Genomic DNA, 14,610 nt, shown 5'->3' on the forward strand with positions numbered 1-14,610 from the left:
GAAACATGGGCGAGAAAGTTATTATCACTGGCGGATCAGGACGCTTAGGCCGCGCCGTCGTAGCAGGTTTTGTCCAAGCGGGGCACCATGTTGTTTCCCTAGACCGCACCCTTCCCGATGACCCTATTGAAGGTATCGACTACCGAAGCATTGACCTCATGGATGCTGCAGCCACGCATGTGTTGTTCAAGGAAATCACCCCGCAGGCGGTAGTCTCCCTAGCTGCCATGGCGGTGCCCTTTATGGCGCCGGAGGAAGTACTGCTGCACACTAATGCAACGATCGCACACAACGTCACCTCGGCCGCCGTGGAGTCCGGGGCAACCCGAGTGGTATTAGCTTCCAGTCCGTCGATCATGGGCTATGGATCCCCCGGCGGCTGGAAGCCTGAAAAGCTGCCGTTGGACGAGGCCGAAACACCGCGTCCCTGGCACGCATACGGCTTATCCAAATACGTGGCCGAACAGGTCGGGGCAATGTTTGCCGCAAAGATGGGACCCGAAAGCACAGTTAAGTTCGCCTCCTTCCGACCTTGTTATGTGATTGCCGAAGAGGAATGGGCTGGTGCAATGACTCAGCAGGGTCACACCGTGGCCGAACGCTTGGCTGATCCTAGACTTTCGGCGCCGGCATTGTTCAACTACGTGGACGCCCGGGATGTTGCAGATTTTCTGCTCTTGCTGCTTGAACGCTTTGACCGTGTGGAGAATGGCTCGGTCTTCTTCGTAGGGGCCAAGGATGCCATGGCCACCAAGCCATTGTCGGAGATCATTCCTGCGATCTATCCAGAGCTGACGGAACTGGCTGCCAACCTCACCGGAGATTCACCGGCTTTTAGCATCGAGAAGGCTCGTAGCGTCATCGGCTGGGAGCCAAAACGCAGCTGGAGAACCGAATTGAAGCAACTGGTTTAACGGAGCTGAGGATGCTCGACAGATTAGTCGAGCATCCTCAGATGCTTAATTCTCGTTCTGCGGTTCAGCGGACCAACACCGCGGGACGATCCAAGTTGCCTACTCGAACCACCGGCCACATGGGATCGACGCTGAGTACTTCCACGGTTGGCCTACCGTCGCGCTCGGTGAGCAGAACGGTATCCTCAACTTTAAAGGTCATTCCGTTTTGTACCGCACTGGGATTCCACGCATAAGCCTGATTCGTGCGGATGATGTCGGTAGCATCCGGGGTCAGTCGAGGGTCTCTGCCGTTAAAACCGGCAATTCCTCCTTGATGATGGTTCTGCCACTCTTCGGGATCAAAGCCATGCAGCGGATACGCGGCCTGAACGACGGGAAACACCGACTTTAATTCATTGCCCGGTTGCAAGGATTCCCAGATTTCGTGTTCCACTTGAAGAATCGCCTTCTCGGCTTTCAGCTCTCCGGGCAGTGGGCCTCCAAAACGGACCCATCGGGTCACATTGGCGATCAATCCACCACGACGTACGCAGAGTACGGCCATGGCTTTGCGCCCAAGCGGGGCCTCGGTGGGCAGCGGGTGTCGGAATGCCGATCGCGAAGCCCCGCAGACCAACGCCACTAGCACTTCGCCGCCAAACCCTATCGCCGCGGCGCTGAGCTTGGCCGCAATTTCCCGTTCGGAGTTTTCGGTTCTGGCCTCACCGAGCACTTGCGTGAAGATTCCGGCGGTATCCACGCAGAGACTTCGGTACCTGCTTATTTCAGCGTCGCATAAAACGGTACGTACACCTCGTAGCTGTTCTTCAATCCGTCCCTCGGGCAAAACGTTCTGTCCGCGCGCCTCTGGAAACCAGGCAGCGTAGTCGTCGAGCGGTGCGTACCAGTCCAGAATGTGCAACCGGGCATCGGGGACTTCGCTCAGCTCTTCGGCAAGCAACCGGTCTGATTCACTCAGTGGCGTGGCGATTTCACAACCGTCACGGTGCACCAGCACACGCAGTATCGGAGCGCCCGCGAGTGAAACATGGATACGAGCGCCGGCTAAGTACCAGGACAGCGTCGCGGAGGTGGATAAAAAGATAGCGTCCGCACCCAGCTCGTCGAGCAGAGCTACCAGCTGGGCGTGCTTGAGCTTATATTCGTCGTGGGACATGATTCTCCTTGCCGCGTAGAAAGTTATGCCTAACGAAACGATTCTGCAAGCTGGGCACTTTGCTGTTTAGTGAGTGATCCATCAACGACTAAAATCCGCACCTTACGGCTGACTGAGGCCGTCGGATTAAGAACCACTGGGCTATCCCACGCCAGCGATGCACCGATGCCGGGATAACTTGAGTACCGAACAAACCATGGGTCATTCGCTGTGGAACAGAAGATGAGCGTTGCGGCTCCATGACCCAGGGCGCGGGAATGCAATCCCACGGAATCGGCGGAAAAGACCGCGCTGAATGCTAGCCAGTCACTGGTGGAGCCGTGCACGGCTGATTCACCGCAAACATCTGCCGTATATATTTCGCCCCCTTGCACGTCGGGCAGACGCCAGAAGAATCCCCCATAGCCGCCTTGGTCCCGACCATTTGAGCCAGGAGATCCCAGTGATACCTGCTGGTCGCGCGCCTGTAGCGTGAACTCAAAGTCCAAGGACCAGCCGTGGATTCCTAAACGATCAAAAACCTCAGCTTGTCCGGTGCGGCGTTCATCAAGAAGCACCTGTCCATGGTGGTCAACCCATTCCAGCTGCGAAGTAACGCCGGATTTAGAGTCGTTGAACTCTTCGGAGATGGCTCTAATGTGGCCATGATCCGATTTCCAGATATAGCGCCCAGCCGAGCGTGTGTAGGTACGTCCGCCCCAGAAGTTGGACCCGTTCACATCCTGCAGCGCGACTCCGAGCCCTAGGTGCCACGTGTGGTCGAGTGGTTGCTGGTCGCTGACGGTGACTCCGTCGAGGGTGCGCAGCTGGTCGAAGAAAGGCCGTGGTGAGTTTGTCGGGGCAATGTCCGTTCCGGTGCGCAGGCGCGCAACCTCCACGAGGTCACCACTATGCGGATTGCGGATTTGGAGAGCTCCACTAGTGGGTGCCGACTTAGCCCAGGGGGCTCCTAAAGAAGAGAAAGACGTTTGCGCGGCCACCGCGCGGTCAATGTATTTTTCGATGTCCGGAACTACTGGATGAAATTCGGCATCTGCGCCCATTCCGTAGACATCACAGGGGTGGATATTGTGTGGTTCGGGTGAGGTCCGCACCTGCTCGAGTACTCTCATGAACGCTCCGGCATGTTCCAATGGGCACAGCAGTTTGGGTGCTGCTCCGCTTCGCACATCCACAAGATTTTCGAGCAGGTTGACTCGACCGAAGCTGCGGATATATTCTTCACCGCCAAGATCCGGGTTAGGACGAACCACAAGCTCGTCTCGCGTGTAGAACAAGGTTGCTTGACCTTCGGTCCCGTAGACGGTGACCCACGGGTCGCGTTGCTCTGCCGCACACACGGTTAATGCGGCAGTCACGGGGATCCCGTTGACTGTCCGCAGGGAGAGCACCGAGGTGTCATCGGCTTCGATTTTGTGAGCGTGGTAGAGCTCGGTGGAAAGTTCTGCAACATCCTCGGCTCGTCGTGCGCCAGCAACGTGCAGAGCACTCATGACCGCGTGGGCCAGTGGGTTGGTAATGACCCCGTCAGCAATATGGATGCCATCCAGGACGCGGTGTCCGGCCCAGGGTGCTCGATCGTAATACCCCTGGGTGCGCAGCCAGCTCCCGGAGGCGCCGACGGCGCGTAACTTGCCGATGGGTGAATCACGCGCATCGTCAACAAAAAACTCTTCAAGAGCCTCTAAAGCCAAGGAACCAACTGCCTGAAAACCGACTTGTACCCGGGCCCCGGACTCCCGGGCAGCCGAAAGCAGATCCTCGTACTGAGCGAAGGTCGCCGTTGGAGGTTTCTCCAGGTACAGATCGGCGCCGGTCGTGAGCGCTTTGAGCGACAATTCAAAGTGGGTATTGATCGGCGTCGAGACAATGATGATATCTGGACTAATTTCCGAATCAATTAGCGAGTCAAGCGAGGCGAACACCGGGGTATTTGCACCGCGGATGTCCGGCCCCGGGTCATCGGGACCGGCTCCGGCTACAAATCTGGCTTTACCCAGCGCAACAAGGCGGCGGATGTTCAGCAGATGCTGACGCCCGAACCCGTTCAGCCCCACTAACGCAATCCCCGGTACGTTGAGATCCGGCGCATTTGTTTTCATGGCCGCTTGCTGCGATGAGTCGGTCATACCCGTCCTTGGTTAATATCGTTGACTACGTGAAATAAGGATACGAACTAGTTGGCTGCGCTCGCCGGAAGCACCCCCGCAGCTTGATTGAGGTGAGGGAGCACTAGCTGCTCGTAACGCTCTTTCATGGTGCTTATAGTCAGTGACGCGGCTTGATTATTAACTTGTTCGTTGAAGATTTCTACCTCAACGCAGCCGCGGTATCCGGCTTTGGCGACCCAGCGGGAGATGGAGGCGAAATCAATGTATCCATCGCCCATCATGCCGCGCGACTGCAGGGCATTGTGGGCGATCGGTAGGTTGAAGTCGCAGATCTGGTAGCTTGCTAGTCGTCCTTCGTGACCGGCCCGCTGAATTTGAGCTTGAAGCTGGGGATCCCAGAATACGTGGAAGGTATCCACCACGACACCCACGGTCGACGTCGGATAGGGGGTAGCTAAGTCCAGAGCTTGGCCGAGAGTCGACAGCACCGCACGGTCGGCCACATACATTGGGTGCAGGGCTTCGAGAACCAACCGGACGCCGAGTTCGGCGGCGTATGGGACCAAATCTCCGAGGGCCTTGGCGACGCGGTCGCGGGCCGCAACAATGTCTTTATCAGCCCCTTCCCCTTGGCCGCCGAGGACATGAGCTGCGGCCGGCAGTCCGCCCACAACCATAATTAACTCGTTGGCTCCGATGGTGGCCGCTTCACGGATTGCTTCGCGATTCGATTCCAAGGCCTCGGTTCGACCCGCGGTCGAATTGGTGGTCAGGAAGCCACCACGGCACAGCGTGCTTGCCTTCAGCCCGGCGCCGCTGATGATCTTCTCTGCTTGTTCTGCTCCGCCGACGCCGCTAATGAGATGACGCCATGGACCTATATGGCTCAGTCCTGCCTCGGCGGCTGCTTGCACTGCTTCGTGCAGATTCAGATTAGGGGTAGTTCCGGTATTGAGTGACAGTTCGAAGCTCATGCGACTCCAGTCAGAGTTGGTACGGGGGCGGATGCACCGTTCATTACTAGTAGCTGTTTCATTCGTTCAGCAGCTAGCTCGGGATTCAGCAGCAGACCGGCCTGATCCGCTAGGACAAAGGTGCGCACCAGATGCAGGGTCGAACGGCCTGCATGCAGCCCGCCGACCATTTGGAAACCGGTTTGGTGCCCGTTGAGCCAGGAAAGGAACGCAATTCCCGTCTTGTAGTAGAACGTCGGCGCGGAGAAAATATGCAACCCCAGGTCTCGCGTGGAATCCAGGATGATGCGTGCCCGCTGCGTATCTCCTGCATCCAATGCTTGTAGCGCGGTCGAGGCTGCCGGATAAATCGCGGCGAAGATGCCAAGCAAGGCATCTGAGTGCCTAGTTCCGTCGCCCTGGATGAGTTCTGGATAGTTGAAGTCGTCACCGGTGTAGAGCCGGACACCCTGTGGCAGGCGTGCGCGCAGATACTTTTCATGTTCGGCATCCAATAGCGAAACTTTGACGCCATCGATTTTGGCTGCATGCTTCTCCAATAGGTGGGTGAAGGTGGCGGTTGCCTTGTCGATGTCGGTGTCGCCCCAGTAGCCAGCCAGCGACGGATCAAACATTTGACCAAGCCAGTGCAAGATCACCGGTTCGGTGGCAGCTTCCAGCAGGGTGCCGTAGACGTTCAAGTAGTCTTCGGCCGATTCGGCGGCGCGCACCAACGCCCGCGAACACATCAAGATGGCCTTCGCCCCGGAATTTTCAACGAGCCGCAGCATCTCTAAATATGCATCGGTGACCCGGGCTATCTCGCTCGCCTGCACCGTGAGGGGATCTAACTGGTCGGTTCCGACTCCGCAGGCCAAGATGTCCCGGACGGTTTGTCCGGTCAGCGCAGGATAGCTATTGCTTGCAACTACCTTCGACGCTTCGGCGGCAGAACGTTCGATGAGTTCCCTGGTCGCCGCATAGTCCAAGCCCATGCCCCGCTGAGCAGTGTCCATGGCGTCGGCGACGCCTAGACCGTAGGACCATAGCTCGTGGCGGTAGGCCAAGGTTGCGTCCCAGTCCAAGCTGGCCGGTGCGCCTGGTGTGTTATCGGCGGTCATCTGGGGAATTACGTGTGCCGCGGCGTAGACCTTGCGTGAGCTGATGGGTACAGAAGGACGGCGAAAATCTCCAGGTCCAGACAGCGTATAGCTATAGGGTTCACCGTGCTCGTTGGGCAGAATGATTTTCGGCTGTGCTGGTTGCAGGTTCACAGGGTGATCTCCGGGATGTCAATGGTGCGGCGCTCGGCGGTGGACTGCAGGCCAAGCTCGGCTAACTGCACGCCTCGAGCGGCGGACAGCAGGCCGTATCGGTGTTCGCGGCCGGCCACGACATCGGCCAGGAATTCTTCCCACTGCAATTTGAACCCGTTATCCAGATCGGCGTTGGCTGGTACTTCCAGCCACTGATCGCGGAAGGATTCGGTGACCGGAAGATCCGGATTCCAGACTGGCTTTGGCGTGTTGGCTCGTTGCTGGGCTACGCATTTATTGAGGCCCGCAACTGCCGATCCATGAGTGCCGTCGATTTGGAATTCAACGAGTTCGTCGCGATAGACGCGCACCGCCCAAGAGGAGTTGATCTGGGCTACGACTTGATCACCGCCAGGAGTTTCAAGCTCAAAGATTCCGTAGGCGGCGTCGTCTGCAGTTGCCTCGTAAGGCACTCCCTTTTCATCCCACCGCGTGGGAATGTGTGTTGCGGTTTTGGAGGTGACTGACTTGACCTTGCCGATAATGCCTTCGAGGACGTAGTTCCAGTGGCAGTACATGTCGGTGGTCATCGACCCGCCATCTGCTAGTCGATAGTTCCAGGAGGGACGTTGTGCTTCTTGGATTTCGCCTTCGAAGACCCAGTAACCGAATTCTCCGCGCAGAGAGAGAATTCGGCCAAAGAATCCCTCGTCGACGAGCCGGCGAAGTTTGACTAGGCCTGGCAGGTATAGCTTGTCGTGCACTACGCCAGCGGTAATTCCCTTGTCTTTGGCTTGGCGTGCTAGGTCTACCGCTTCGGTGAGGGTTTCGGCGGTCGGCTTTTCGGTGAAGATGTGCTTACCGGCTGAAATGGCCTTGGATAATGTGTCGTAGCGCAGTGAAGTCATCGAGGCATCAAAGACGATGTCGACGGAGCCGTCGTTGATTAGCGAGTCAAGGTCGGTGGTGTAATGCTCGACGTTGTGCAGCTGCGCCAACTCCTTGAGTTTCCCCTCATTGCGACCGACAAGGATCGGCTCGACGGTCACCTTGGAACCGTCGGCCAAGGTGATTCCTCCCTGATCGCGGATCGGAAGGATCGAGCGCACCAGATGCTGCCGATAGCCCATACGGCCGGTGATGCCGCTCATGGCGATGCGAAGGACTTTTGTTTCTGTCATGGGGTGCTCCTCGTGGACCGGGTGTCTAAGAAAGAATTTGGGAATGCGCTTTCCACGATAGTGTTGCCCAAATAATGTGTCAACCACTTCACTCCATGGAGATAAGCTTGTTCAAAATTGCAATGGGTGATAAGGATTTCATGTGGCTATTCGACTGACTGATGTGGCTGATGAAGCTGGAGTTTCATTGGCAACGGCATCGCGTGTACTGAACGGATCGGCGCGAAAGCCTGCCGAGGAAATTTCCCTCCGCGTACGTGCGGCGGCCGAGAAATTGGGTTACTTTCCCAATGCGCAAGCGCAAGCGCTTGCCCGGTCCTCAACGAAGCTAGTGGGCCTGGTAGTTCATGACATTGCCGACCCGTACTTCTCGTCCATTGCGCGCGGGGTGCAGCGCGGTCTAGACGCCAGCGGCATTCAACTATTGCTTACCAGTACTGGCGCGGAATATGACCGGGAACTGGCCGCTGTTCGCGCCTTCATGTCGCACCGGACCGACGCTATTATTATTTCGGGAACCAGACGCTTGAGTGGTGACAAGGAGCTCATGGAATTGCTGGAGAGCTATCAGAGCAATGGTGGCCAAGTGGCGATGATTGGGCAAACTTTTCCCGCAACGGGCGGAATTCAGGTAGATAACGCTGGAACCGCCAGCGAACTGGCCGGAGCACTACTCAAGGCCGGGCATCGCCGTTTTGTTGTTTTAGCAGGTGATCCGAACTTGGTGACGGCGAAACATCGTTCCGACGGGTTTGTCGCCAAGCTTGAGCGCTCCGGAGTTCCGGTGGAGGAAGTGCTTCACGGGGCCTTCTCTCGCGAGGGGGGTTATTTGGTCATGAGTGACTACCTGCGTCGGTACAGATCCCCTCAAGAGACCGCTCCGGTTTGTGTTTTCTGCGTATCTGACGTTATGGCGTTGGGTGCGATTCGCGCAATTCGCGAGTTCGGCTTGCGGATACCTGAAGACATCGCGATTGCCGGTTTCGACGATATTCCAACGCTTGTCGATGTCACCCCGTCCGTGTCGACTGCACGTCTTCCGCTCGAAGAAATGGGTCGTATGGCAGGAGAGATGGTTCTTGCGCACAGCGACTCTAAGCTCTTGGTTGTTTCGGGAACCCCTGTTTTACGGGAAAGCACCGGCAATTACTAATCCATTGATACCTTTTTAGAATCATGCGATTCCAAGGTGTCATCGATATATTTCCATTTCGATCTTGACTCGTGAGCTGACTCACATCTAGATTACTTGGGAAGCGCTTTCCAATCGTGTCGGCGCTCTGATGGCTCGCCACTGAGTAAACCCCCGCGAGTTCTCGCCCATCCAAGGAGGAGTCCATGAACAATCAACAACGGTCAGTAGGCGTGCGTCGCATCGCCAGTCGACGACTTACTAAATCCATTGCAGTCGTTGCCGTCTCAGCGCTGGCGTTAACTGGATGTGGCGGGGGTGGGAATGCAGCTGATAGCGCCGATGGCAAGGTCAGTTTGCGATTCGCCTGGTGGGGTTCGGACTCCAGAGCGCAGGCTACCAATGAGATCATCGAGGCCTTCGAAGCAGAGAATCCAAATATCGATGTTCAGGGCGAATATTCTGATTGGAGTGGGTACTGGGACAAGCTAGCTACCCAAGTCGCTTCGAATGATGCCCCGGATATTGTTCAGATGGACGACAAGTACCTTCGTGAATACGCCGACCGCGGGGCGCTTCTCGACCTGACTGGTGTTGATGTCTCTAACTTTGAAGAGGTTTCCGTCTCCAATGGAACTACCGAAGATGGATTGGTTGGCATTACGACGGGAATTAACTCATTCACTTTGACCGCAAATCCTAAGGTTTTGAAAGAAGCTGGACTGGATGTTCCGGACGACAAAACTTGGACATGGGACGATTATCGTGAAATCACTAAAACGGTAAGTGAAAAAGTCGACGGAAAGTACGGTTCGGAGGCGCCGAATGAACCAGCCGGGTTGCAGTCCTGGCTGAGGCAGTCTGGCAAGCACTTGACCACCGAATCCGGAGAACTGGGACTGTCCGTTGAAGATCTTGCGGGTTATTTCCAGCACCACCTAGATTTGTTGGATAACGGATCTTATCCAGTGGACTCGGTGCTAGCCGAGAACCAGAACGCCGGCCCCGACCGCTCCATGACCGGTACCGGTACTTCGGCCTTCGGGATGTGGTGGAGCAACCAGCTTGGTTCCCTCTCCGCAGCTGCCGGTGTTGATCTGGTGCCACTGCGTCTACCGAGCTCTACGGGTAAAGCCGAAGACAATGGGCTCTGGTACAAGTCATCGATGATGATGTCCGGCTACAGCAAATCCAAGCACCCTGAAGAGGTCAAGAAGTTCATTGACTTCATGGTGAATTCCGAAGAAGCTGGCGAACTGAACAAGATGGACCGTGGGCTTCCGGCGAACACCAAAATTCGCGAGTTGGTCGTCGCTGACCTTGAGCCAATCGAAACAGCTTCTGCAAAGTTCGTTACCGGAATTGAAACGGAGTTGGCGGGATCTGAACCAATTCCGCCAATGGGGTTTAGTAAGATCCAGGATATTTTGTACCGCTATGAGATGGAAATCTTCTTCAAGCGGCAGTCACCGCAGGATGCGGCAAATAACGCATTAAACGAAATGCGGTCGGCGGTTGAGTAGAAAATAAAGCTTTTGATCTGAACATAAGTCTGGCGGGGAATATCTAATTCCCCGCCAGACTTTTAGTTTATTGTCAGTGTGTCCAAGACCGATGAAGCATTTTCTTTCAAGTGCTCATCGCTGGCATCAAGCAGTAGGCGCAACCAAGTCTCATGCTGTGACAGCGGAGCAACTAGGCATGCGGGGGCGACTAAGTTGTATAGCTCGTCGGCGCTGCCATATGCGGCGAACTCACCTAGGTAGGCACCGAGGGCACGCATAACGCGCTCGTCATCGGTCCGGCATTTCCACGATTGCGTCATGGCTGCCAGCGGGGCTGCCAGTGAAGAAAACGGATGGGCCCAGTGTGCCGTCGCGAAGTTCGTGATCCGCGCATGCTGGCCCTTTTCCGAAGGCACCACTGCCTGCGACAAATCGAAGGCACCATGTTCCAGGCTCAACGGGACCGGACCAAGGTGCAGGGCTTTGCAGGCCTCGGAAAGCGTCCCTATTTGGCCATGTAAATCGTCGGCCTGTTGAGGGTCTAAATGCAGAGGATGATTTGCATCGAGGGAAACATGCATGGTCAACGCTTGCTCGAACTGCTCTGCGAGGAATTGCGGATCCACCACCGGCATGCCGACGTCGAAGAAGGCCTCTTCGTTGCCCATTAAGGCCACCTGGAATGACCCCAGCGAGGCAAGGGCCAGCTGCCAGTTTTCTGCGCTGTCACCCAGGTCGGCCAGGGTATGGCCAAAGTCAGGGGAAAGCATATAGCCGGCCATACGGTCGATTGCCAACGGCATCACCACGCGTTCGGGCTGCAGCCCGCCGGCGGTAATCGTCACCGCGGCCTCCGATGCCAACCCTGGCGCATTGACCTTAAACACGAGATCTGCCGCGTCGGTCCCTACCAGCGCCGAAACCTGGTCCAGGGAAGCCGGCCAAAAATCCGGTCCCGCGACACGTTCGATGCCGTAGGCAGCGCAGGCCTCATCGATCCAACTGGCGGCAGACTCACGCCATTGTTCGCTATTCCATACATCTATCCACTGAGCCACATTCCTTATCGTAGTATGTCGATGCAAGTGAGATCACTTGCTAACGTGGGGTCTACGGCCAATAACTGCTCCTCGACGAAGGATTTCGATCGTGAACGCTGCACGTCCGACCTACCGCCACCGTGATTTCAAGGCCGTCCTTTTTGATTTGGATGGTGTTCTCACACCGACCGCGCTATTGCACCGTGCGGCCTGGAAAGAATTATTTACCGGCTTTTTCGCTCAGGAACACCCGGGCGTGCCGCCCTACACCGATCCGGACTATTTCGAGCTGCTTGACGGCAGGCCACGCTATGAAGGCGTCGGCGCAGTGCTCGAATCTCGGGGGATAACGCTGCCCTGGGGAGACCAGAATGACCCGGCGGGACACACCTCGGTATGCGCCCTGGGAAATCTGAAGAACTCGGTTTTCACCACGGTGTTGGAACGAGATGGGATTACGCCATATTCCGGGTCTGGGAACTACCTGCAGCAGGTCTTGGAAGCAGGGCTGGATGTTGCAGTGGTTTCCTCATCGCGCAACGCCCGCTCGGTGCTGGAAGCCGCGGGTCTGGCTAGTTACTTCACCACCGTCATGGGCGGCCACGAGGCGGCTGCTCGCGAGCTGCCGGGCAAGCCTTCACCCGCTACGTTCCTGGCAACTGCCGAGGACCTGGGCTGGCGACCCGAAGAGTGCGTAGTCATCGAGGATGCGACCAGTGGTGTGCAAGCCGCCCGTGAGGGGGGCTTCATGGTGGTCGGCGTGGCACGCGAAGACAATGAACAGCAACTAATGGATGCCGGCGCGCACTTTGTGGTCAAGGACCTCAGCGAGCTAGTTTCAGCTTCGGCGGTACAGGCATGGAACTTTGATCCCTGGTCGATCACTCGTGAAATCGAACGTGACGAGACCGGCGCCCAAGATACCGTCTTCTCCTTGGGCAACGGCTTCCTCGGCGCTCGCTCAGCCCAGGTGGGCCTCGGTGAGCAAGTGGGTGGAACCTTCATCAACGGGTTGCATGAAACCTGGCAGATCCGCCACGCTGAAAGTGCCTTCGGACTGGCCGAAACCGGCCAGACAATGATTAGCGCTCCAGATTTTCGAACCCTGCGTGTCTTCATCAACGACGAGGCCCTAGAAGTGGGGCGAACCGAGATGGTCCGCGATGACTTGCGCTTGGACTTCCGCGAGGGCACGTTGATATCCCAGACCCTGTGGCGCACCGCAGAAGGCAATCGTGTAGCGGTCACTGCACGCACCATGATTTCCTTCAGCGATCGGCATCTGGCGCTCCAGGACTTGCATGTGAGGCTGCTTGACGCCCCGGCTCACGTGCTGGTTCAGTCCTCGGTGATCGGCTATCGTTCCGAACCCGAGGTGTCATCTCCAGCGGCCCTCGACTCGGGCAAGGATCCACGCAAGTCCGATGAATCTTCGGATAATCCATTGCACCCGGCCGGCCACGTCGAGGAAGGGCCCCGCCTCGGGCTTTCCTACACCGTAGCTGGTTCCAATATGTCTGTATCGGCAGTCGTGGAGCACCGGGTGAATACCACCGGCGGTGCCAGTGCCCAGATCCAAACCGAGCGCTCAGCGAAACCTGACCGCGCCGACGAGGTCTCAAGCGCGAACCTCGAAGCAGGCCAGGGGCTGCGCGTGGCCAAGTTCGCGGCCTATCACTCCTCGCGCCGCCACCCGGCCAAAGAAATGCTGCAGCGTTCAAGCCGCGCGCTGAATCATCTGGTACCCCGAGGCATCGATGAGCACTTCCGTGCACAACGTGCATTCATGAAGTCCTACTGGCAGCGCAGCGACGTAGTAGTGGACAGCGACGATCCGAGTCTGCAGCGTAAAATCCGCTGGAACCTCTTCCAGCTTGCCCAGGCCTCGGCACGAGCCGACGGCATGGGAATCAGCGCTAAGGGGGTCAGCGGCAACGGATATTCCGGGCACTACTTCTGGGATACCGAAATATACGTACTGCCGTTTTTGACCTACACGAACCAACAATGGGCCAGAAACACTCTTCGCGCGCGCATCTCGATGATCCCGGCGGCGATACGCCGGGCGCGCATCATGAACGAGGAGGGGCTGCTCTTCCCTTGGCGTACCATCAACGGCGAGGAAGCGAGCGCCTACTACCCGGCGGGTACCGCGCAGTATCACATCAATGCAGACGTGGTGTATTCGCTCAACCGCTATCTCGATGCCGCCTGCGATGACGAGTTCCTCGAGGCGGGCGCTGCAGAGATCTTGGTCGGCACCGCGCGCATGTGGGCCTCGTTGGGGTTCTGGCGCAGCTCAGAGGAACAGCGCAGCTTCCACATTCACGGGGTGACTGGCCCGGATGAGTACACCGCGGTGGTCAACGACAACACGTACACCAATGTGATGGCGCGCTTTAACCTGCGCCGTTCTGCGCAGCTGATCCGCGAGCTAGCCGCCCGGCGCCCACAGTTCTACGCAGAATTGGCCCAACGGCTGGAACTTGAATCATCGGAGATATCGAAGTGGCAGTTGGCTGCCGACCGAATCCATATCCCGTATTCCGAGGCCGTGGGAATTCACCCGCAGGATGAGCAATTCCTCAATCGTGAGGTCTGGGATCTTGAAGCCAGCGGAGCAGACAAACGCCCGCTGCTGTTGCACTACCACCCGCTGGTGATTTACCGCTTCCAGGTCATCAAGCAGGCCGATACGGTACTGGCGCTGTGGCTGCGTTCCAGCGATTTTACTCCCGAGCAGAAACTCGCCGATTTCAATTACTACGACCCATTGACCACTGGGGACTCGACGCTCTCTGCGACCGTGCAGTCAATCCTCGCGGCCGAGGTTGGATATCAGGATCTAGCCTTTGACTACTTCGATCATGCGTTGAATGTGGACCTGGAAAACCTCCACGGAAATACCGCCGACGGCGTGCACGTGGCCTCCGCCGGTGGTGTGTGGGCCGCGCTGGTCAACGGCTTCGCCGGCCTGCGTGATGATGATCGACGGTTGCAATTTGACCCGCGGTTGCCCGAAAGCTTCAGATCCATGCGATTCCAGCTGGCCTACAACGGCTCGGTGATCAAGGTGCGGCTCGATGCCTCCGGAATCGAATTCTCCCTCACCGGCCAGGGGCCGCAAAGCGTCTGGGTGCGCGGTGAAGAAATCGTGCTGCAGGCGGGCCAGCGCAACCGTGTGGCGTTGCGCGATCAGGGACAGCATCTTTCCGGGCGTCCGAGCTTGGAGCACGTACTTTCGCTGCAACGTGAAGCCGGTGTAGAGGTACCAGATAAACCCTGGTAGCCAAAGTGGATCGTACGCGCAGGGCTGCCGCGCAGCGCAATGAAAAAGACGTCCGGTGGGTACCTCATGG

10 protein-coding genes are annotated in these 14,610 nt (G+C 57.4%); 4 read left to right on the forward strand and 6 right to left on the reverse strand.

The genetic code is table 11. The features are described 5' to 3' along the window. Window positions 1-5 precede the first annotated feature (5 nt). Window positions 6-914 (forward strand): NAD-dependent epimerase/dehydratase family protein, encoded by a 909-nt coding sequence (locus LG294_RS00240; RefSeq protein ID WP_404288381.1) that lies wholly within the window; start codon window positions 6-8, stop codon window positions 912-914. Between the two features lie 64 nt (window positions 915-978). Here LG294_RS00240 and LG294_RS00245 read toward each other — a convergent pair whose 3' ends face one another. Genes LG294_RS00245 through LG294_RS00265 form a run of 5 tightly spaced genes read right to left on the reverse strand, consistent with a single transcriptional unit; the run spans window position 979 to window position 7,574 of the window. Next, window positions 979-2,073 (reverse strand): M24 family metallopeptidase, encoded by a 1,095-nt coding sequence (locus tag LG294_RS00245; protein WP_404288383.1) that lies wholly within the window; start codon window positions 2,071-2,073, stop codon window positions 979-981. Window positions 2,074-2,102: 29 nt separating this feature from the next. Next, a complete protein-coding gene (locus LG294_RS00250) occupies window positions 2,103-4,202 on the reverse strand; it encodes a DUF6807 family protein (RefSeq protein ID WP_404288386.1) in 2,100 nt (699 codons plus the stop codon). 47 nt (window positions 4,203-4,249) lie between these two features. After that, complete coding sequence (locus LG294_RS00255; RefSeq protein WP_404288388.1) at window positions 4,250-5,158, reverse strand: sugar phosphate isomerase/epimerase family protein; 909 nt, start codon at window positions 5,156-5,158, stop codon at window positions 4,250-4,252. Further along, complete coding sequence (locus tag LG294_RS00260; RefSeq protein ID WP_404288390.1) at window positions 5,155-6,411, reverse strand: dihydrodipicolinate synthase family protein; 1,257 nt, start codon at window positions 6,409-6,411, stop codon at window positions 5,155-5,157. The genes LG294_RS00255 and LG294_RS00260 overlap by 4 nt, the downstream gene beginning before the upstream one ends. Then, complete coding sequence (locus LG294_RS00265; RefSeq protein ID WP_404288393.1) at window positions 6,408-7,574, reverse strand: Gfo/Idh/MocA family protein; 1,167 nt, start codon at window positions 7,572-7,574, stop codon at window positions 6,408-6,410. The genes LG294_RS00260 and LG294_RS00265 overlap by 4 nt, the downstream gene beginning before the upstream one ends. A gap of 142 nt (window positions 7,575-7,716) precedes the next feature. On the opposite strand from LG294_RS00265, the gene LG294_RS00270 reads away from it, so the two are divergent. Next, complete coding sequence (locus LG294_RS00270; protein WP_404288395.1) at window positions 7,717-8,727, forward strand: LacI family DNA-binding transcriptional regulator; 1,011 nt, start codon at window positions 7,717-7,719, stop codon at window positions 8,725-8,727. Window positions 8,728-8,912: 185 nt separating this feature from the next. Next, window positions 8,913-10,229 (forward strand): ABC transporter substrate-binding protein, encoded by a 1,317-nt coding sequence (locus tag LG294_RS00275; RefSeq protein ID WP_404288397.1) that lies wholly within the window; start codon window positions 8,913-8,915, stop codon window positions 10,227-10,229. Between the two features lie 62 nt (window positions 10,230-10,291). Here LG294_RS00275 and LG294_RS00280 read toward each other — a convergent pair whose 3' ends face one another. After that, window positions 10,292-11,269: a hypothetical protein gene (locus tag LG294_RS00280; RefSeq protein WP_404288399.1), complete on the reverse strand. Its 978-nt coding sequence runs from the start codon at window positions 11,267-11,269 to the stop codon at window positions 10,292-10,294. Window positions 11,270-11,360: 91 nt separating this feature from the next. On the opposite strand from LG294_RS00280, the gene LG294_RS00285 reads away from it, so the two are divergent. Then, the gene (locus LG294_RS00285; RefSeq protein WP_404288401.1) at window positions 11,361-14,540 is read left to right on the forward strand and encodes an HAD-IA family hydrolase; all 3,180 of its coding nucleotides are present in this window, start codon (window positions 11,361-11,363) and stop codon (window positions 14,538-14,540) included. Window positions 14,541-14,610 lie beyond the last annotated feature (70 nt).

The sequence above is a fragment of the Glutamicibacter arilaitensis genome (assembly GCF_044793945.1).
Lineage (GTDB): Bacteria > Actinomycetota > Actinomycetes > Actinomycetales > Micrococcaceae > Glutamicibacter > Glutamicibacter arilaitensis_B.

What these genes read in the sequence shown, in the direction of transcription:
- LG294_RS00240 (WP_404288381.1), top strand. Translation starts at nt 6, where the DNA reads ATGGGCGAGAAAGTTATTATCACTGGCGGATCAGGACGCTTAGGCCGC.
- LG294_RS00245 (WP_404288383.1), bottom strand. Translation starts at nt 2,073, where the DNA reads ATGTCCCACGACGAATATAAGCTCAAGCACGCCCAGCTGGTAGCTCTG.
- LG294_RS00250 (WP_404288386.1), bottom strand. Translation starts at nt 4,202, where the DNA reads ATGACCGACTCATCGCAGCAAGCGGCCATGAAAACAAATGCGCCGGAT.
- LG294_RS00255 (WP_404288388.1), bottom strand. Translation starts at nt 5,158, where the DNA reads ATGAGCTTCGAACTGTCACTCAATACCGGAACTACCCCTAATCTGAAT.
- LG294_RS00265 (WP_404288393.1), bottom strand. Translation starts at nt 7,574, where the DNA reads ATGACAGAAACAAAAGTCCTTCGCATCGCCATGAGCGGCATCACCGGC.
- LG294_RS00275 (WP_404288397.1), top strand. Translation starts at nt 8,913, where the DNA reads ATGAACAATCAACAACGGTCAGTAGGCGTGCGTCGCATCGCCAGTCGA.